This window comes from Nodosilinea sp. LEGE 06152 (genome assembly GCF_015207525.1).
In the GTDB taxonomy this organism is placed as follows: domain Bacteria; phylum Cyanobacteriota; class Cyanobacteriia; order Phormidesmidales; family Phormidesmidaceae; genus Nodosilinea.
The window spans coordinates 112,351-129,640 of the sequence record NZ_JADEWR010000015.1 but is presented as its reverse complement, the minus strand read 5'-3'; the positions used below and the strand labels follow the sequence as shown (position 1 = coordinate 129,640).

The 17,290-nt window shown below is 54.1% G+C and carries 19 protein-coding genes; 11 read left to right on the top strand and 8 right to left on the bottom strand.

Annotated elements, in window-relative coordinates; genetic code table 11:
* Positions 1-22 precede the first annotated feature (22 nt).
* The gene (locus tag IQ265_RS19955; protein ID WP_194056881.1) at positions 23-586 is read right to left on the bottom strand and encodes a Uma2 family endonuclease; all 564 of its coding nucleotides are present in this window, start codon (positions 584-586) and stop codon (positions 23-25) included.
* Between the two features lie 95 nt (positions 587-681).
* Here IQ265_RS19955 and IQ265_RS19950 point away from each other — a divergent pair, with 95 nt between their 5' ends.
* Positions 682-1,335, top strand: a complete 654-nt coding sequence (locus IQ265_RS19950) for a Uma2 family endonuclease (protein ID WP_194056797.1) — start codon at positions 682-684, stop codon at positions 1,333-1,335.
* A 121-nt stretch (positions 1,336-1,456) separates the two neighbouring features.
* Here IQ265_RS19950 and IQ265_RS30695 read toward each other — a convergent pair whose 3' ends face one another.
* The 3 genes from IQ265_RS30695 to IQ265_RS19940 form a co-directional block, all read right to left on the bottom strand.
* Positions 1,457-1,600 carry a hypothetical protein gene (locus IQ265_RS30695; protein ID WP_347404991.1) on the bottom strand — a complete coding sequence of 48 codons (144 nt, stop codon included), beginning with the start codon at positions 1,598-1,600 and terminating at the stop codon, positions 1,457-1,459.
* Between the two features lie 214 nt (positions 1,601-1,814).
* Entirely contained in the window at positions 1,815-2,462 is a 648-nt protein-coding gene (locus IQ265_RS19945; protein ID WP_194056795.1) for a Uma2 family endonuclease, read from the bottom strand.
* Positions 2,463-2,604: 142 nt separating this feature from the next.
* Positions 2,605-3,333: a tryptophan-rich sensory protein gene (locus IQ265_RS19940; RefSeq protein WP_194056793.1), complete on the bottom strand. Its 729-nt coding sequence runs from the start codon at positions 3,331-3,333 to the stop codon at positions 2,605-2,607.
* 184 nt (positions 3,334-3,517) lie between these two features.
* Between IQ265_RS19940 and IQ265_RS19935 the strand changes: the two genes are divergently transcribed.
* From IQ265_RS19935 to IQ265_RS19920, 5 genes are all read left to right on the top strand, one after another.
* On the top strand, positions 3,518-5,020 hold the full coding sequence (locus IQ265_RS19935; protein ID WP_194056791.1) for an FAD-dependent oxidoreductase: 1,503 nt from the start codon (positions 3,518-3,520) through the stop codon (positions 5,018-5,020).
* A gap of 611 nt (positions 5,021-5,631) precedes the next feature.
* On the top strand, positions 5,632-5,763 hold the full coding sequence (locus tag IQ265_RS29525) for a hypothetical protein (protein ID WP_255523725.1): 132 nt from the start codon (positions 5,632-5,634) through the stop codon (positions 5,761-5,763).
* Complete coding sequence (locus IQ265_RS19930; RefSeq protein ID WP_194056789.1) at positions 5,760-5,990, top strand: DUF2283 domain-containing protein; 231 nt, start codon at positions 5,760-5,762, stop codon at positions 5,988-5,990. The genes IQ265_RS29525 and IQ265_RS19930 overlap by 4 nt, the downstream gene beginning before the upstream one ends.
* Before the next feature lie 54 nt (positions 5,991-6,044).
* Complete coding sequence (locus tag IQ265_RS19925) at positions 6,045-7,322, top strand: SUMF1/EgtB/PvdO family nonheme iron enzyme (protein WP_194056787.1); 1,278 nt, start codon at positions 6,045-6,047, stop codon at positions 7,320-7,322.
* A gap of 35 nt (positions 7,323-7,357) precedes the next feature.
* Entirely contained in the window at positions 7,358-7,567 is a 210-nt protein-coding gene (locus IQ265_RS19920) for a hypothetical protein (protein ID WP_194056785.1), read from the top strand.
* 267 nt (positions 7,568-7,834) lie between these two features.
* Here IQ265_RS19920 and IQ265_RS19915 read toward each other — a convergent pair whose 3' ends face one another.
* Positions 7,835-8,269, bottom strand: coding sequence for a hypothetical protein (locus tag IQ265_RS19915; RefSeq protein ID WP_194056783.1), 435 nt, complete (start codon positions 8,267-8,269; stop codon positions 7,835-7,837).
* 349 nt (positions 8,270-8,618) lie between these two features.
* Here IQ265_RS19915 and rsgA point away from each other — a divergent pair, with 349 nt between their 5' ends.
* From rsgA to gntK, 3 genes are all read left to right on the top strand, one after another.
* A complete protein-coding gene (gene rsgA / locus IQ265_RS19910; protein WP_194056781.1) occupies positions 8,619-9,680 on the top strand; it encodes a ribosome small subunit-dependent GTPase A in 1,062 nt (353 codons plus the stop codon).
* Between the two features lie 473 nt (positions 9,681-10,153).
* Positions 10,154-11,506, top strand: coding sequence for a gluconate:H+ symporter (locus tag IQ265_RS19905; RefSeq protein ID WP_194056779.1), 1,353 nt, complete (start codon positions 10,154-10,156; stop codon positions 11,504-11,506).
* Positions 11,507-11,520: 14 nt separating this feature from the next.
* Entirely contained in the window at positions 11,521-13,077 is a 1,557-nt protein-coding gene (gntK, locus tag IQ265_RS19900) for a gluconokinase (protein WP_194056879.1), read from the top strand.
* 197 nt (positions 13,078-13,274) lie between these two features.
* Here the strand turns inward: gntK and IQ265_RS19895 are convergent, their stop codons facing one another.
* The gene (locus tag IQ265_RS19895) at positions 13,275-13,454 is read right to left on the bottom strand and encodes a hypothetical protein (RefSeq protein WP_194056777.1); all 180 of its coding nucleotides are present in this window, start codon (positions 13,452-13,454) and stop codon (positions 13,275-13,277) included.
* Between the two features lie 499 nt (positions 13,455-13,953).
* Here IQ265_RS19895 and IQ265_RS19890 point away from each other — a divergent pair, with 499 nt between their 5' ends.
* On the top strand, positions 13,954-14,271 hold the full coding sequence (locus IQ265_RS19890) for an isochorismate lyase (protein WP_194056775.1): 318 nt from the start codon (positions 13,954-13,956) through the stop codon (positions 14,269-14,271).
* Positions 14,272-14,653: 382 nt separating this feature from the next.
* Here the strand turns inward: IQ265_RS19890 and IQ265_RS19885 are convergent, their stop codons facing one another.
* Positions 14,654-15,232, bottom strand: a complete 579-nt coding sequence (locus IQ265_RS19885; RefSeq protein WP_228038186.1) for a hypothetical protein — start codon at positions 15,230-15,232, stop codon at positions 14,654-14,656.
* A gap of 324 nt (positions 15,233-15,556) precedes the next feature.
* On the opposite strand from IQ265_RS19885, the gene IQ265_RS19880 reads away from it, so the two are divergent.
* Positions 15,557-15,889, top strand: coding sequence for a hypothetical protein (locus IQ265_RS19880; RefSeq protein ID WP_194056773.1), 333 nt, complete (start codon positions 15,557-15,559; stop codon positions 15,887-15,889).
* Here IQ265_RS19880 and IQ265_RS19875 read toward each other — a convergent pair.
* Positions 15,886-17,247: a phospholipase D-like domain-containing protein gene (locus IQ265_RS19875; RefSeq protein ID WP_347404988.1), complete on the bottom strand. Its 1,362-nt coding sequence runs from the start codon at positions 17,245-17,247 to the stop codon at positions 15,886-15,888. The two genes, IQ265_RS19880 and IQ265_RS19875, sit on opposite strands and share 4 nt — an antisense overlap.
* Positions 17,248-17,290: the final 43 nt, after the last annotated feature.

The window sequence follows — 17,290 nt, the reverse complement described above, 5'->3', positions numbered from 1 at the left end:
AGGGGCTGGCGCTGGATTTTAATCAAGGATTCAGCAATTGAGCTGCGGTTAGCCTTTTTGCTGGAGCCAACTCGGTCAGGAGGGTCGAGGTGATATCTGCCTCTCCCTCAAAGATGGCGGTCTCATAGAGACCTTCTACCAGCGTCAGCACCGTCACCTTCTGAAGGATGGGGTCTACAATCCAATATTCAGCGATGCCACGGGCTTCGTACTGCGATCGCTTGTAACGGTAGTCGCGGTCAATGTTTTTCTTTCCGGGTGATACTACCTCCACCACCACACGGGGTGGCGGCATATCGATGGTGACGGTGGAGCGGGGCGCGTTTTCTAAAGCGATCGCCAGTTCGTCTGACAGCACCATCAGGTCGGGTAGCCGCACCGTTGCCCGTGCCCCCAACACCGTTACCTCAGTTTTCATCCGTAAGCACTCTGGCCCAATGCCAGCTTGCAAAAAGTAAGCAAAAAGAATCGACGCAATTCGCTGATTCCGATCGCTCTCTGGCGGCATAACAACAAGTTCCCCATTTTCTAACTCGTAGCGGGTATCGGTGCCATCGTCGTAGGCAAAAAAGTCGTCAAGGCTCATGGGAGTGGTGGCAACGGTCACGGTGTTTTGGCCTCCAACAGAACGAGCAATTCCATTATCGCAGCATAGAATTGAGGGACAATGGTAAAAGGCCTATGGTGAAGCATTCTGCGACAGATACGCTGCTCGCTGCCCCTGGTGAAAACCGCGTAGCTCTGCGTGGAATGGACTGGGTGGCCTATTGCCAGATGCGATCGCTGCTCAACGAGCGCAGCCGAGCCCGCCTCACCTACGATCGCGGCACCCTCGAAATCACCATGCCCTCCGAAGCCCACGAGTTCTATGCCCGCCTGATCGAGCGGTTCATCATCATTTTGGTTGTCGAACTGGGGATGCGGGTCAAAACGCTGGGGTCTACCACGCTCGATCGGGAAGATTTAGATCGAGGGGCTGAACCTGACAATGGCTACTACATTCAGAACCAGCCTCTGGTAGCGGGCCGTGCGATCGATTTAGCGGTTGATCCGCCCCCTGATCTGGTGGTGGAGGTTGACATCAACCATACCGACATTGACAAGAATGCCCTCTATGCGGCGATGGGGGTACCGGAGTTCTGGCGGTTTAACGGCAGGGTTTGGCACATCTATGAATTGCAGGATGGGGAGTATGGGGAATGCGATCGATCCCCCACCTTTCCCATGATTTTCAAAGACGACCTCTACCAGTTTTTAATCACCTGCCAAGCCGATGAAGTTGAAGCAGAAATCAACTTCCGCACTTGGCTCAGAACCAAAATTAACGAGCTTTAATTCATGGAATATAACCTTTTAACCTCTCTCAGGAAATATCGTCCTAGAGAAAACCAAGATCCATTAGAGATGATCAAGGGCTTCTGGAATCTGGTGAAGGATCTCTAGCAACACCTCGCGATCATACATAGATGGCATCTCGCTCAATGCGTTGCTTCAGCACTGGATTCATCGTTGAGCGATACCTAAGAATATCCACAGGGACTTGTAGAACAGTTTGAAGATGCTTTTTAAGATGAACCATGGCAAAGAGATCGGGTGCCATTTCAACTACGATATCTACATCGCTGCCTTCTACAGCTTGATCTCTCGCGACCAACCAAAAACTCCTAGGCGAGTGACGCCATACCTTTCAGCCAAGAGAGGTTTGAGCTGGTGCAGCAATTCTAAGACTTTGCTGCGCTGTAGAGTCTCAATAGCCATAGCACTTCAACGGGGATAGGCAAATCTCTAGTGCGATCTTAGTCTATCGGTAAAGCCTACTTTGTCTGAGCTTTCACCCATTCTCTGACCGATCGCCGCAGAGCCAGCCGCCCCGCCGATCGCTGCGATTCAATCAGCTGAGGCAGAGCGCGAATATCTAATATGGGAAACACTTGGCTTTGCTCTGATGCCTTATAGCGATCGCCTTCCAGCAAATAAATCGTCAGCACACCGCTGTCGTAGCACCAGATTTCGGGTACGCCTAGGCGGACATAGATTGGGAAGCGATCGAGGGATTTGCTGGTGAGATCGACTTCGAGGGCGAGATCGGGGGGCGGGTCGCGGTCTAGATCAAACTCCAGCTTGCCACGCACCAGCGCCTCGTTTTGAAAGTAGAAGCAATTGTCGGGTTCTATGCCCGCCTGCTTGACTTTGCGCCGCCAGGTGGTCGAGCCATAGCATTCATAAGCTTGCTCTAGCACCTCAGCCATATCTCCAATAGCAGTGCTAATCACCTTCTTGAAATATCCCTGCTCTGGCAGGGGGACCATAATTTCCAGGAATCTCTCGTCGTAGGCGATGCGGGTGCTGCGGTGGTTCCCTAGCTCCGCCAAGATGGCTTCGAACTCGGCCCAGCTCACATCGCGCAGCACCAGGCTTTTGCCCAGGGGTACCTCAATTTGACGTAGCTCAAGGGTGACCATGGGTGCTTTCACCAGTAGAGAAAAACAAGCTGCTCGGCAGTCAACCTAAAGGTTAGGTAACGCGCTAGCAGAACCAACAAAAGCTAGGCTGGCGTTGGGTTCTACTTCGTTTCACCCAACCTACCTCTAAAAGATAACCAAATTAGGCCGATACTACTGGATACAAGGGTTCTTGGCCATTCAAGCGCCAGAGGCTGATGCAGAGGGTAGTGGCGATCGCAAGCCACACCAGCGAGGGCAAAATCACCCACCCTGCTAGTGGCACCACTTGAAAATAGCCGACCGTGACCACCACTACCGAGAGCAGCGGCCCCACAATCACCATCGGCACCGCAGCCCCCAAGCGACCTTCCACCGTAAAAATCGTATTCCAGGTGTCGCCCAGGCTGAGGTGCGCCACGTAGAGAATCAGTGGCCAGCTCAGAAAGGTTTGCCCCATCACCGACCACACCAAATAGGCCGAGACCACCCGCAGCACGGCAATGCTCATCCACACGATGGGGAAGGCCAACGGTGGCGGTGCCCAACCCGGGCGCTGAAGCGACTTGTAGCGACCGCTGTTGCGCGTGTTGTCGAGCAGGGAAAAGAGGCGCGATCGCAGCGTCACAAAGGCAAAAAGCGCGCAGGCGATCGCGGTCGTTGCCCAGGGGGCTAAGGCACCCAAGTTGAAGTACCCAAAGGCCACATCCATGCCCCACAGCAGTGCGGTCATCGCGGCCACCTGGGTGATCGTTGCGCCGAGGTAGGTCAGCGTAGCTTTCTTGTCCCATCGGGGATTGGCTAAATCGGTACGGATGGTGGTGTCACGGGTGGCTTCGTTGACACCCATCACCGTGTTAACGCCATTTTTCACAAAGTTTTGATTGCTCATGGGGCTAAAAAGAGTGGTTTATAGAAATGGCTCGGCTCCCCTTTCCCTCTGGCAGAGGGGTTGGGGGTGAGGGAAACCGAGGAGTGGCATATAAGTCAGACCCCAGCCTACCCCTGATCCTAAACCCTACTGAGCGCTGTACCGATAGAGTAAAGAAGGTCTATGGGCAACGGGGGCAACAACAATGGAAAACACAGCACAAAAGCGCGTAGTGGTAGTCGGCGCAGGCTGGGCTGGTCTAGGCTCGGCCTACCACCTGGCGCGACAGGGCTACGCTGTCACGCTACTGGAGGCGGGAGCTTACCCCGGTGGCCTGGTGGCGGGCTGGCAAACTCCCCAGGGTCGTGCCGTCGAGGCGGGCATTCACGGGTTTTGGTACCCCTACCGCAACATTTTTGCCCTCACCGACCATCTGGGCATTCAGCCCTTTACCGAGTGGACGCAATCGGCCCAGTATTCGCCCCACGGTCTGGAGGTCGAGTCGCCGCTGTTTCAGGCACAGCCCTACCTGCCTACGCCCCTGGGTACCTTTCTTTACACCGACTTCAAGCGCCTGCCGCTGATCGATCGCCTCTCGGCCCTGCCGCTGCTGCAGGCGCTGATTGATTTCGACAACTCCAACGAGGCCTGGCAAAAGTACGATCGCATCACCGCCCGCGAGCTATTTCGCCAGTACGGCGTATCGGCCCGGCTCTACCACGAGTCGTTTGAGCCAATGCTGCTGGTGGGGCTGTTTGCCCCTGGTGAACAGTGTTCGGCGGCGGCGGCGTTGGGGATGCTCTACTACTTCATCCTGGCCCACCAGCCCGATTTTGACGTGCGCTGGTGCCGGGGCACGGTGGGAGCACAGATCTTTCGGCCTTGGACTGATGCGATCGAGCGGGCCGGGGGCAAGATTCTCGCCAACCACCGGGTGTCAGATGTGACAGTGGAGAATAACCGGGTGACGGCGGTGGTTTGCGGCGATGAGGTGTTTGAAGCCGATGCGGTGGTGTTTGCCGTCGGCATCACCGGGCTGAAGAAGATTGTGGAGCAGTCAGCCAGTTTGCGGGGGCGTTCTGAGTTCAGCAATATTCGCAATTTGGGTGCGATCGATGTGCTCGCTGCCCGGCTTTGGCTCGATCGCAAAATCGATATCCCCCGTCCTTCTAACGCCTGCTTTGGCTTTCACCCTACGACGGGGTGGACGTTCTTTGACCTCAACGCCCTCCACGACGAGTACCGCGACGAACCGGGCACCGTGGTCGAGGCCGACTACTACCACGCCAACCAGCTCTTGGCGCTGGATGACGACCAGGTTCTCAAGCAGGTGCAGCAGGATTTGGCCGGGTGCATTCCCGCCTTTGGTGAGGCGAAGATTGTCGACCATGCCGTGGTACGCATTCCCCAGGGGGTGACGCACTTTGCCCCCGGCAGCTATCGCTACCTGCTGCCCGCTACCACCAGCTTCGATAACCTGTTTATGGCGGGCGATTGGATTGTGACGCGCCACGGCTCGTGGTCGCAGGAGAAGGCCTACGTGACGGGGCTAGAGGCGGCAAACCGGGTGATTGCTGCACTGGGTCAGGGGCAGCCTGCGGAGATTTTACCCGTGATACCTGATGAGCCACATATTCAAGCACTGCGATCGGTCAATCGATGGGTGCGGCAGGGGTTGCAGGGGTTGCCGCAGTTTTGGTTGCCGTAGCACTTGGTGATCACTGACCGTCCTTGCAGTATCTCAAAGACGCTACACGCCTTTGTCACAGCAGCATTTAGAATGACGCTCATAGCATCGAGTCGGACGAAAATAATGCAGCTACGTTTACAAAGCTGAGATGCACTCTGAATTGAGTCAGTTTTGAAAGATTCTCACGTTTGTCCGCTATTTTGTCCGCAAGATAGCGAATCCATTCAAATCAAACAACTACGCGGCTAAACTGTTGACCTTGTGGTGGCTGTGCTGGCTCATGCCATCAAACTCCAGAGAAGCGGGGGTTCGCAGCTTGCCTTTCATAGTCAGATCAATCGCCTGCCACCATAGCAAACTCCAGCATTCCTTACAGAAATTGTTTTGAGCTGTAGTCATTTGGCCGCATTTACAGCGGGAACGTACTAACCTTGCCATATCTATTTCCTCAGCATTGCATCAACTTATTCATTCAATTTTTGACATAGGCAGCCTTCATTCTGTAGGCTCTATAGGGGTAGTTACGATTCTCTCAAAGGGTGAGTTCGTCATCGCCTTCGACTACTCCCAGAGAACGGTATGAGACTAGAACGGTGTTTTGTGCAGCTGAGAGTCAACAGACAGCATGATTGACGGCAGTTATTCCTGAATATAGCGATCGCGTCCTTGGAGTGATTACGCTAGAAGACGGAGAAACGCTGCACAATGCCTACTTCGATCGCAACTTCCGTTCTCGTCTACAAAAGGGCCTGGAACCATGAAAATTCAATACTTCCCAGATACGGATACGCTGTCGATTCGGCTGAATGATGCTCCTAGCAATGAGTCAGAGGAAATTGCGCCGGATGTGGTGGTTGATTTTGATGAGAATGGCGGTGTTGCAGGTTTGGAGATTGATCTGGCTTCGTCGAAGGTCGATTTAAAGAGTTTGGATTTGAAAGGGCTGTTAATTCCGGAACTGCTTTCAAAAATAGATACAGGCAACTAAATCTTTCTTGCATGTAATTCAACGGACTGAACTGGCGCAGGAGGAATTGCATAAATGTCGAAGCAGCAGTTTGATGTATTCTTGTGTCATAACAACGAAGACAAACCTGGCGTCATCAAAATTGCTCAGCAACTTCGAGAAAATAATATTAAGCCTTGGCTAGATAGCTGGGAACTAAGACCTGGGCTTCCTTGGCAAAGGGCTCTGGAAGAGCAAATCACTCAAATTAAGTCAGCAGCGATTTTTATAGGCCCAAATGGTATTGGCCCTTGGCAAAATCAAGAAATTGATGCTTTTTTGAGAGAATTTACAAAGAGAGAATGCCCTGTAATTCCAATTATGCTCCCGAATGCTCCTGTTGAACCTACCTTGCCCGTTTTCTTAGATGCGATGATGTGGGTTGACTTTCGCCAGACAGATCCTGATCCTTTATCTCAACTTATATGGGGAATAACCGGAGAAAACAGATTAACTCAATCTCAGATCCCAACGAAACGGAGCTGTGACAAGGAAACCAAGAAAATTCTCAGTTCATTTTCCTTTAAACCACAATTAAAAACATTCAAATTTCAATATACAGAGATCAAATCAACCAAGAGAAAAATTTTCCCTTTTGGAAAGAAGTTAGAGTTCTACAAGGTTCAAAGACAAGCAAAATATTTTCTAGAAGATCTCGGAGGGGGGATCGATCTGGAGATGGTTTTACTGCCTAATCCAGAGAAGACTACTTCAGAAGCTAAATCCCAACTAAGCTTCACCGCACTAAGTTCGCCGAAGGACACTGCAGTCTTCATAAGTAAATATCTAATTACTCAAAGTCAATGGAAAGCTGTTTCTCGCTTGCCAGAAATTGGTCAACCATTGTTAGAAACACCATCTAAATTTATTGGCAAAGATTTACCCGTCGAGAGTGTCTCGTTATTTGATGCTATTGAATTTTGCAAAAGGTTATCGAGAAAATCATATTGGAATTATCGGTTACCTACTGAAGCCGAATGGGAGTACGCTTGCCGAGGTGGTACTAAAACTAAATTCAATTTTGGTGATGCCATAGATAATAGATGTGCAAATTTTCTTGATGAAAGATCGGGTTCTCGAACAAAATCAACAACACCAGTAGGGCACTTCGCATATCCCAATCCCTTTGGTTTGTATGATATGCATGGCAATGTTTATGAATGGTGCCTCAATCAAGGCAAAAAACCTTCAAGTGCAATTCGAGGTGGGTCATGGAGAGATTTAGAGGACGGATGCACTTCATCCCATAGGAGTCAAAGGGACGGAAGGGAAAAGTCGGATTTTATTGGGTTTAGAATAGCCTGTTTTGGTTGAATGATTTTTTGATTTAATTACTGGGTTTTGAAAGCATGAATTTCTTTACTTTAGTTCTGATTGTTTTGGCAGGACTCTTTGTTTTCATTGCAGTTCGCAACGAGACTAAAAGGCTAAGAAACAAAATAAGGAAATTTTTCAAAGGTATTGGTGGCGGAAGAAAAACCTATGTCTCAACTTATAAAAAGACTGTTACAGTGCCAGGACACTATAGAAATAGAAGGAAAGGAAAGAAAAAAAGATAGAATCCAAGACTCTCCCTAAAATTCATCAAAGCTGTCATCAAGGTACCGGGTGCCTGGCGCAAGTCCAGGTTTGAAAATACCCCAGTAGACACCTGATACCTTTAAATCAGCTCACCTGTCGGTACCTCAGCAGGTAGCTGAACACTTCGCCCTGCTCCGGGGTGATCAAGATCCCTGATTCTGGGATGGTAAACAGGCGGCTCCGTTCCAGGCGCTCGGCGTACTGGAGCAAGCGATATACACACTACGAATGCAGGGGTTTTTAAATTACGAGATAGGAACGGGAACTAGTTTGCCAGCCCAACGATGGCGACCGTAGCGGTTGAGTAGCGGTCTGCGGCGGCGCTGCTTGGGTGGCCCGGTCAAAATGGCCAGGCTGTAGACCACCAGGTAAACTCCGGCCCAAATACTGTAGGCGTGGATAGAAACGCTCAGCTCGGGGCCGTTGTAGTGGCACATGAGTGTAGTCGACAAATCGACCAAGTAAATGCCAAAGATGGCCCAGCGAATGAACGGAAAACACTTTCTGGCCAGGGGATAGCGAGCAGAACCGATGAAGAAGACCGGATATTGGAGATACATCAGCAAAAAGAACGCCATTGCGAAGACTATGCCGATCGCCGCCAAAAGTGCGTAGTTTTCCCCCAAAGAGTCGAGGGTAATGCCAAGAGCTAACAGCATGGCCGCAGTAACGTTGATCATCGCTATCCCTTAAACAATCACTGGTTTATGTCAGAAAGTGTTCTAGGGGCTAGAGTTCCCCAACCGAGAAATAGTTTAGTCAACTCAGGAAAGTTTGTAGATTTGCTGCAAAGTTGGGCGAGCTGCCGCGATCCCGGCGAGCGCGGCTGTAGTCTTGAGAGTGGACGGTGTCAGTCAAGGACTGGCCTGCCCCGTCAGTAAGCACCAGGTATGAGCACCAGGGAGGTGACCTATGGCTGAGTCGGTATTAGAAGGCAACGTAACTATTCTCTGGCAAGGCTAGGCGGCACCTCTGTGGGTTGACCGCATGAAGCCTTGCCCTACGTAGGCTTCATTTGAGGACATACCCTTGAACTTAACTGAATTAGGCGGGTGGAACACCACCTGCGATCGCGTATTTGCCCCTTGGGCAGAGGCAGGTTTTGAGGCGGGCCGAGTAGCGCTGGAGCATCGCGGTGCCTACCGGCTACTGACCCCAACTGGAGAACTGGCCGCAGAGGTCGCTGGGCAGTTTCGCCACCAGGCCGAGGATAGTCAAACCTTTCCGGCGGTAGGCGACTGGGTGGTGGTGCAGCGGCAGGACAATGCCCACGCTACCATCCATGCGGTGCTGCCCCGCCAGAGCGAGTTTGTGCGCAAAGCGGCGGGCGGCAAAACTGAAGGACAGGTGGTGGCCGCCAATGTCGACACCGTGTTTTTGGTGTGTGGGCTTGACGGCGACTTTAACCTGCGCCGCATTGAGCGCTACCTGGTAGCGGCGTGGGAAAGTCGGGCTATGCCGGTCATTGTGCTAAACAAGGCCGATACCTGCGCAGATTTGGGCGCTCGCCTCGTTCAGGTCGAATCCGTTGCTATCGGCGTTCCCATCCACGCCGTCAGTGCCGCTACGGGGGCCGGGCTAGAGCAGCTCACCCCTTACCTGGGGCTAGGGCAAACCGTGGCGCTAATTGGCTCGTCGGGGGTGGGCAAGTCGACGCTGACCAACCATTTTCTCGGCGTTCAATACCAGACCACCCAGGCGGTGCGCGACGACGACAGTCGCGGGCGGCACACCACCACCGGGCGGCACCTGCTGCCCCTGCCCTCGGGGGCGCTGCTAATCGACACGCCGGGGATGCGGGAGCTACAGCTGTGGACAACCAGTGAGGGGCTGGAGGCCACCTTTGCCGATATTGAGGCACTGGCGGCAGACTGCCGATTTCGCGACTGTCGGCACCAGGGTGAGCCGGGCTGTGCGGTGGAGGAGGCGATCGCGGCAGGCAATCTAGACGGCGATCGCCTGCACAGCTACCACAAGCTCCAGCGCGAGCAGCAGTGGCTCGACCAGCGCCACGATGCCCGCGCCGCCCTCAACAGCAAGCGCCGTTGGAAGACGATCCACAAAGCGATGCGCGATCGCCCCAAGCGGTAGCGCAAAAGTCACCCCACTTAAGGGAGGAATTTTGGTGCGGCATTTAAAGAATTGCGAATGCCGCACCAAAATTGCATATCAGAGTTTATTTTTGTGAATCAAATTCTTATGGCCTAGTTTTTTCTTTTTAAGATGAGAGTTGTCGGCAAAATTTGAGCTTGCCTCCTAAGAAAAATCCAGACTTTTTAGGCTTCTTAAATTTTGTTCTGGGTTAATTTCCCCTTAAGCTCTCAGGCAACATCGCCTCGTCCTTGTGAAAGCGTCTGCCCGATTTCCTGCGTGACCAAGGTTAGCTCGACAGCCACAAAGTCTGTCAAAAAGGACTGGTGGCAGACCCACTCACCCTTTTGTCGATTGACGGTTAGTTAGTTCTAATGTTTCCACAGGTGCGATAGCGGTTGTTAAGGGTTAGCTTTTCTGCAGAAATTTAGTCAAGAAAAATACTTGACCACAAACACACAGGGTTTTCAAAAATGTCTACGTTTTCGTTGTTGTTTATTGCGGTACTGGGCATTGCCCTGCTGCTTTTTCTAGTTATTGTGCTGCGGCTGCAGGCGTTTTTGGCCCTGCTGCTGGTGAGTCTTTTTGTGGCGATTATCGGCGGCATTCCCCCCGCTGAGATTGCTGGCGTAATTCAGGAGGGGATGGGCAACACCCTGGGCTATATCGCCATTGTGATTGCCCTAGGGGCCATGTTTGGCGAGATATTGCAGGTCTCAGGCGGGGCTGAGCAGATTGCCAACTCGCTGGTGAAAAAGTTTGGTGAAGACAGGGCCCAGTGGGCCTTGGGTCTGGCCGGGCTGGTGATTGCCATTCCGGTATTTTTCGATGTAGCGCTGATTTTGTCGATTCCGCTGGTGTATAGCCTGGGGCGACGGACGGGGCGATCGCTGCTGTACTACGCTATTCCTCTGGTAGCGGGCATTGCGGTGGGGCACTCGTTCATTCCGCCGACACCGGGGCCGGTGGCGGTGGCCTCGCTGCTGGGGGCCGACCTGGGCTGGGTGATTCTCATGGGTCTGATTGCCGGTATTCCGGCTATGGCCATTGGGGGCGTATTTTTCGGCAAGAAGATTGCGGGCAAAATTCACCTCGACGTGCCCACCGAAATGGAAGAAGCCGCCCCACCGCCCCAGGGTGTTCCCCTCAAAGAATTGCCCAGCTTTGCCATGGTGATGACTCTGGTCGCCATTCCGCTGGTGCTAATTTTGCTCAACACCGTGCTGGGGGTAGTGCTGCCGGAGGGCAACCCGGTGCGCAGCTGGGCCGCATTTATTGGCCACCCGTTTACGGCATTGACCATTGTGACCCTGCTGTCGTTCTACTTTTTGGGCACGCTGCGCGGCTACACCCGCAACGACATTCAGCGCATTGCCACTAAGTCGTTTGAGCCTATTGGGTTGATTATTCTAGTCACTGGGGCTGGTGGTGTGTTTGGTCGTACCCTGATTGCCACTGGCGTTGGCGAAGCGCTGGCCACCGCTATGGCCGCGTCTAACTTGCCAATCATTCTGCTGGCCTTTTTGATCGCAACGGTGGTGCGAGTCAGCCAGGGGTCGGCCACGGTGTCGATGGTGACGGCGGCAGGTCTGGTGGCCCCGGCTGTAACGGCGGCCAACTATTCGGGGGCGATGGTTGGGGCGATTACCATTGCGATCGCATCGGGTGCCACAGTGCTCTCCCACGTCAACGACTCGGGCTTTTGGCTAGTGGGCAAATTCTTAGGCATGACTGAGAAGCAAACCCTGCAATCGTGGACGGTGATGGAGACCATCATTGGCTTAGTTGGCCTGGGGCTTATGCTGATCGTGGGACTCTTCTTGTAATGACAGTCAAGATAATGGCCGATCAAAACTACATCATTGGGGTCGATATTGGCACCACCAGCACCAAGTCGGTGCTGTTTACCGAGGCGGGCAAGGTGGTGGGCAAAGCCCTGGTCACCTATCCCCTCTATACCCCCGATGTCGCTACCGCCGAGCAGGACCCAGACGAGATCTTTGCGGCTGTAGTCAAAACCGTGCGGGGGGTTATGGAAGCCTACGTGCTGAACCCGTCGCAGGTGTTGGGGGTCTGCTTTAGCGCGGCTATGCACAGCCTGATTTTGGTCGATGCTGCCGGTCAGCCCCTCACCCGCAGCATTACCTGGGCCGATAACCGCAGCGCCGGTTGGGAAAAGCGCATCAAGGCCGATATGAATGGCCATGCCATCTATCGGCGCACGGGCACCCCCATTCACCCTATGTCGCCCCTGGTCAAGCTAGCCTGGCTGCGCCACGAGCGCCCCGACCTGTTTCAGCAGGCGGTGCGGTTTATTTCAATTAAAGAGTACGTGTTTTACCGGCTGCTGGGGCGCTATGTGGTTGACCATTCCATTGCCACGGCAATGGGGCTGCTCAATCTAGACACCCTGACCTGGGATGAGGAAGCCTTGGCCGTAGCCGGGGTAAACGCCAGCACCCTGTCAGACCTGGTGCCGACAACAGAAGTTCTGCAGGGGTTAAAGCCCGCTATGGCAGAGGCCATGGGCCTACGGATCGATACGCCATTCATCATTGGCGCTAGCGATGGCGTGTTATCAAATCTGGGGGTGGGGGCAATTTCGCCCGGTCTGGTGGCGGTTACGGTGGGCACCAGTGGCGCGGTGCGAGCGGTGGTCGATCGCCCCATTACCGACCCACAGGAGCGGCTGTTTTGCTACCCCCTCACCGAGCACCACTGGGTGATCGGCGGCGCAGTCAACAACGGCGGCATTGCCCTACGCTGGGTGCGCGACCAGCTCGCTGACGCCGAAGTGGCCACCGCCAAACGCCTGGGCCAAGACGTGTACGGCCTGTTGACCCGAATGGCGGCAGCGGTGCCCCCCGGTTCGGAGGGGCTGCTGTTTCACCCCTACCTGATGGGCGAGCGATCGCCCCTGTGGAATGCCAACGCCCGCGCTTCGGTGTTTGGCCTCAGCGTGAAGCACACCAAGTCGCACCTGGTGCGGGCGGTGCTGGAGGGCATTGTCTACAACCTTTACCTGGTGCTCAAGGCGCTGGAAGATTTTGCTGGCCCAGCGACGCTCATTCAGGCCACCGGCGGCTTTGCCGAGTCGCCCCTATGGCGGCAGATGATGGCCGATATTTTTAACCGCGAAGTCACCATTCCTGAGCATTACGAAAGCTCTTGTCTGGGGGCCGCCGTGCTGGGCCTCTACGGCCTGGGTCGGGTGCAATCGCTCGATGCCGTGACCACTATGATTGGCGAAACCTACCGCCACCAGCCGATCGCAGAAAATGTGACGGCGTACCAAAAGGTATTGCCCCTGTTCGAGCACCTAACGGTCGTGTTTGAGCGGGAGTACGATGCGATCGCCGCCCTACAAGCCCAGCTAGGCGACATCGATTTACCCTAGCTGTAGGCTGACGCTGCCCACTAATCTATACGAAATTCGATTTGGCAAACCCCGCCTCACGATCAAGCAACCCAGTAGGGGCGTAGCATGCTACGCCCCTGCAAAGCGGGGGGCATTCATTCAGGATTTGATCCTAGACGTAGTCAGACCGATACAATCAGTTGCACGCAAGAGCCAGGGCACACCCTTGGGTTGGGTTACTGGTCTCGCTTCTGCCGATCAAGCACAAACCGCCGCCGTTCTGCTGGGGGCAGAGATTGATAGTCGCCATAAAAGCTGCTAAAGCGCCAAAACTGGGCGATTGCGTTTTGCAAACGCTGGCTCAAGCCCTGAGGGTTGTGAACCGTTTCAGAAATGCGGCTAGAGGTTCTAAGCATGACGGCTCCTTTGCTGTGGTGATGTGGGTTTTGCCAAGCGATCGCGCACCCCAGCCACCCCCAATGCCGCACATAATCGGCCAGGGGGCGACAAATGTTGAGTATGGCGTTCTCTTCTGAATAGCCAGAAAAGACTGGGGAGAAACGCTGCTTGCCTGGGCAAAAACCGCGATCGCTGTATTTAACAGCTCAATTTTCGGTTGTTTTTAACGACCGGAACAGAGGCAGTCGAAGTGAATTGTCACCGCAACAGTTTGGCTTTGCAGAACTGTACGGCAAAAATGGCCTGGAACTGTACTGGTCGGCGGCATTCTGTAGAACGATTGGTATAGATGGGCGATCGCGGCTTATCCTATTGCAAAAGTTGGCCAACACCAGAGAGCAGCCCAAAAATAGACCTACCTAGTAGCAAGTAGCACTGGGTTACTTCACAAGTAGCTTCTTGCGGCACAGCATCGCTCCCACCCCGACTTTCCAAACCAGCCACAGAGCAAATACCATGCGGCCTTCTAACCGTCCCGACCAGTGCCAAACTATGGCCGACATTCGCGCCGAAATCGATCGCCTCGATCGCCAGGTCATTGCCCTCCTGGGTCAGCGCTTCGCCTACGTCAAAGCGGCGTCTAAGTTTAAAGCTAGCGAGACTGAGGTCAAAGCCCCCGATCGCTTGCGGGCCATGCTTCAGCAGCGCCGGGTGTGGGCCGAAGCAGAAGGGTTAAGTGCCGATGCGATCGAAGCGCTCTACCGCGACTTGGTCAACCACTTTATTGCCGAGGAAATGAAGCACTGGCAACAGTCTCAGCCTGAGCAGTCCTAGCGGTCTATCAGTGCTAGAACTTAGAACTGTGGTTCACGACGGCCATTGCGCTATCCCTGCTACGCGGATCCCAAAGGATCACGCCTGTAAACCACTAGATACCTGAATGTCCTCAGGAAAGTCCTCAGGAATATTTTGATAACGTCCTCAGGATTGTCCTCAGGACGTGTTAGACTAAGACCAAGGTTGAAGGGCCCAGGGAGACACCGCCCCCACTGGTGGGTATAGCTCCCGCTGGCAAACTCTTGACGCCAGAGCGGTTAACAACCCGTCACCCCTCCAAAAAGAGAGGTGATGCCAGTGCTACCACCAACATCACCACCAAAGGAAAAAAAGAAAACAACTAACTTGCATTTAGACCAGCATTGCAGTGCTGGTCTTTTTATTTTAAACGCTTTGTGACCTTCCACGCAATTTCGCCGTTTTTTCGATACCCAGAGCGGCTGAAGACAAACCCAGCTTCAGAGAAGCGATCGCCAAAACCCTCCACTTCTCTAGGCGACAAGTCCATTAGCCCAGCCAGCTCGCTGGTGCTAAACAGCCAGCCGTTGCGAGCTGCATTTTCAAGGGTTTCAAAATACTTGAGGGGGTCAGGTTCAGGCCCCATGCCCACCCGGCCTATGACTTCAGAAACAATGGCGCTAATTAATCCACCAAAGTCGCCGGGGGTAGTGGCCAAAGCAGACCCGCTACTCGACTGGCCATTGCCATTATTACTTGGTCGCTTGCGCAGTCCCCGCGCTTCAATAAATTCAGCTGCGCTGCCACCCTGGTTAATGAAGGTATGCAGTTCATCCATGACGCGAAGCTCTTGGGCACCGATATACGATCGCTGCCCTACTTTCTTTGGCGAAATGCCGAGCTGCTCCATGCGTTTGTACACAGCGCTGCGAGCCAGGCTATAGCGGTCTTGCAGCTGGTTAACTGGATACCGATCAATTTCCCCGGGGTTCATCGCCATCCTCTGGACAATCCTCAGGATATTGCTTCAGTATGGCCTAGAAGCCCGTCCTCTGGATAGTCCTCAGGATGATTTTGGTAATCAGCAGGACACGCAGGATCCACGCTGAGCCTCTCAGTGGGTCAGCCTAGCTAGAGAAGCATCGTGAGCAGAATCAGAAGTCATTAGTCGTTTACGTACAAACAGAATAGTTAGATGCAGTCCTGCTAGAAGTTAGCAAGGAAAAATAATCAGATCATGAAAAGAATTGCCGGGAGCTAAGCAACGGCAGACCCAGGCATAAATCTATAGTTCTATAGAGTTGACGCAACGAGATTTTGCTCAATGAGTACAACCTACTATCCGTGGAATGTGCAGGCGCTGGTTGATTGGCTCAAGCTAGAACTGGCTGAGCGTGGTAGTTTGCAACACCTGGCGGCAGCGCTGCAAGTACCGCCCCAGGTACTCAACGGCTGGTTCAAGGGTGTAACACCCACCATTACCCTGCAGCAGATTCGGCACATTGCTCAGTACCGAGGCTGGAGCGTGCAGCAAACCCTCAGATGGCTCAAGCTTAGGTCAACGCACATAGAAGAGCTAATTGCTCAAGATATGCTCAGCGATCGCGTCAGCTGGAGCGAGGCCAAGGCCCTGTGGTTTGGCCCTCCTGCTGCCTAGAAGCCACACTGCTGTTTTTGCTGGGCGATCGCGCCCTGCAGCTGCGGCGTTAGACCTAAGCTAGCGCCATCGTACAACCGCTGAAATTCGCGCTCAAAGTGGGCCGCCACGGTGACATTGTGAATCACCAGCAGATTTTCGTCATTGGTAGTGTTGGCCGCCTGACTCCAATTTTGCGAACCCACTAGCACAGTTGCTTGGTCGAGCACCGCAAATTTGTGGTGCAGCTTGTCGCCCGGCGGTAGCGCAGGCACTCCTACTGTGGCGATGGGGTTAGCCCAGGGCACGCTGCCGTCGCGTTTGCAGTTGTGGTCGGGCAGCGCTACCCCCAGCATATCGAGGCCTTCGCTGTAGCTGCGGTAGGCAAAACTGGGGTCGATCAGGGTTTTGATTGGCACCCCTCGATTGGCCAGAGGCAGCAGCTGGCTGCTAATCGCCTGCTCAGAGAATACAAACAGCGCCAGGTGCAGGCTCTGGGTGGCCTGGCCCAGCGTCTTGGCAATCAGCCCGTTAACGCTCTGCGCCCAAGGCTTCGTCTTTGAGGTCGGCGAAAACTGCACCTCCAATACCGAGCCAGGGGTAGAAACCAGCCCCGAAGCGCGATAGGGCTTTTGCAGACCAAAAAGGCTATCGGGCCGACCGCCAGGGCCGTCGCCCCACATCGCGCTAAATTCTGCTTGATACCGCTGGGCCAGCGGTGGACTGTCAATCACCAACATGCTGTTGGCGTTGCCCCGGCTATCGGGGTCGGCAAAGTCGCCATGGGTGCAGCTCAAAGTCCAGTTCGCCGAGCCTGTGACCACGGTGCGGCCATCGATCACCATAAATTTGTGGTGCATCAGGCCGCTGCCCTTGCTGCCATCGGCGGTGTCATCGATCAGGGGAATGTTGGCCGCAGCCAAAATGGTCAGGGCGTCGCGATCGCGCAATTCCCCATCACTCAGCACCCCGTCCTGGTTGGCATCGATAAAGGCGTACAGGTCGCTGGCCTTCGCCTCAGATTGTTCATCAAGCTGGGCAAAAGCTGCCGGATTGCCCCGTTTCGCCATCGGGGTGCTGTAGGTGTTTTCGACTACCACCCTAACCTCTACCCCAGCCGCCTTTTGCTGACTGAGGGCATGGGCAATTCCCGGTAGCGAAAATTCGTGCACCGCAATATCAATAGACGATTGGGCAGTCGCGATCGCATCGATCACCACCTGCTCCAGGTTATCCCCGTGCCGAGTAATGTGGCGGTAGGGGTCTGTATAGGTCGCCGCCTGGTTTTGATTAAAATACGCACGAATGTAAGGGTCCTGCGGCAGAGGATCGAGCGTGGGCAGTGTAGCCTCGCTGTGAAACTGGCTACTGACTCCCACAAACAGCAGGAGTCCAATCCCAAACCCGATCCCCCAGCGCACC

Bases quoted from the DNA above. Each gene is read 5' to 3' on its own strand.
- gntK (WP_194056879.1), top strand. From the start codon at position 11,521: ATGGCCGATCAAAACTACATCATTGGGGTCGATATTGGCACCACCAGC.
- IQ265_RS19890 (WP_194056775.1), top strand. From the start codon at position 13,954: ATGCGGCCTTCTAACCGTCCCGACCAGTGCCAAACTATGGCCGACATT.
- IQ265_RS19950 (WP_194056797.1), top strand. From the start codon at position 682: ATGGTGAAGCATTCTGCGACAGATACGCTGCTCGCTGCCCCTGGTGAA.
- IQ265_RS19895 (WP_194056777.1), bottom strand. From the start codon at position 13,454: ATGCTTAGAACCTCTAGCCGCATTTCTGAAACGGTTCACAACCCTCAG.
- IQ265_RS19905 (WP_194056779.1), top strand. From the start codon at position 10,154: ATGTCTACGTTTTCGTTGTTGTTTATTGCGGTACTGGGCATTGCCCTG.
- IQ265_RS19920 (WP_194056785.1), top strand. From the start codon at position 7,358: ATGAATTTCTTTACTTTAGTTCTGATTGTTTTGGCAGGACTCTTTGTT.
- IQ265_RS19880 (WP_194056773.1), top strand. From the start codon at position 15,557: ATGAGTACAACCTACTATCCGTGGAATGTGCAGGCGCTGGTTGATTGG.
- IQ265_RS19945 (WP_194056795.1), bottom strand. From the start codon at position 2,462: ATGGTCACCCTTGAGCTACGTCAAATTGAGGTACCCCTGGGCAAAAGC.
- IQ265_RS19925 (WP_194056787.1), top strand. From the start codon at position 6,045: ATGTCGAAGCAGCAGTTTGATGTATTCTTGTGTCATAACAACGAAGAC.
- IQ265_RS19955 (WP_194056881.1), bottom strand. From the start codon at position 586: ATGAGCCTTGACGACTTTTTTGCCTACGACGATGGCACCGATACCCGC.
- IQ265_RS19915 (WP_194056783.1), bottom strand. From the start codon at position 8,269: ATGATCAACGTTACTGCGGCCATGCTGTTAGCTCTTGGCATTACCCTC.
- IQ265_RS30695 (WP_347404991.1), bottom strand. From the start codon at position 1,600: ATGGCACCCGATCTCTTTGCCATGGTTCATCTTAAAAAGCATCTTCAA.
- IQ265_RS19935 (WP_194056791.1), top strand. From the start codon at position 3,518: ATGGAAAACACAGCACAAAAGCGCGTAGTGGTAGTCGGCGCAGGCTGG.
- IQ265_RS19940 (WP_194056793.1), bottom strand. From the start codon at position 3,333: ATGAGCAATCAAAACTTTGTGAAAAATGGCGTTAACACGGTGATGGGT.
- IQ265_RS19885 (WP_228038186.1), bottom strand. From the start codon at position 15,232: ATGGCGATGAACCCCGGGGAAATTGATCGGTATCCAGTTAACCAGCTG.
- IQ265_RS19930 (WP_194056789.1), top strand. From the start codon at position 5,760: ATGAAAATTCAATACTTCCCAGATACGGATACGCTGTCGATTCGGCTG.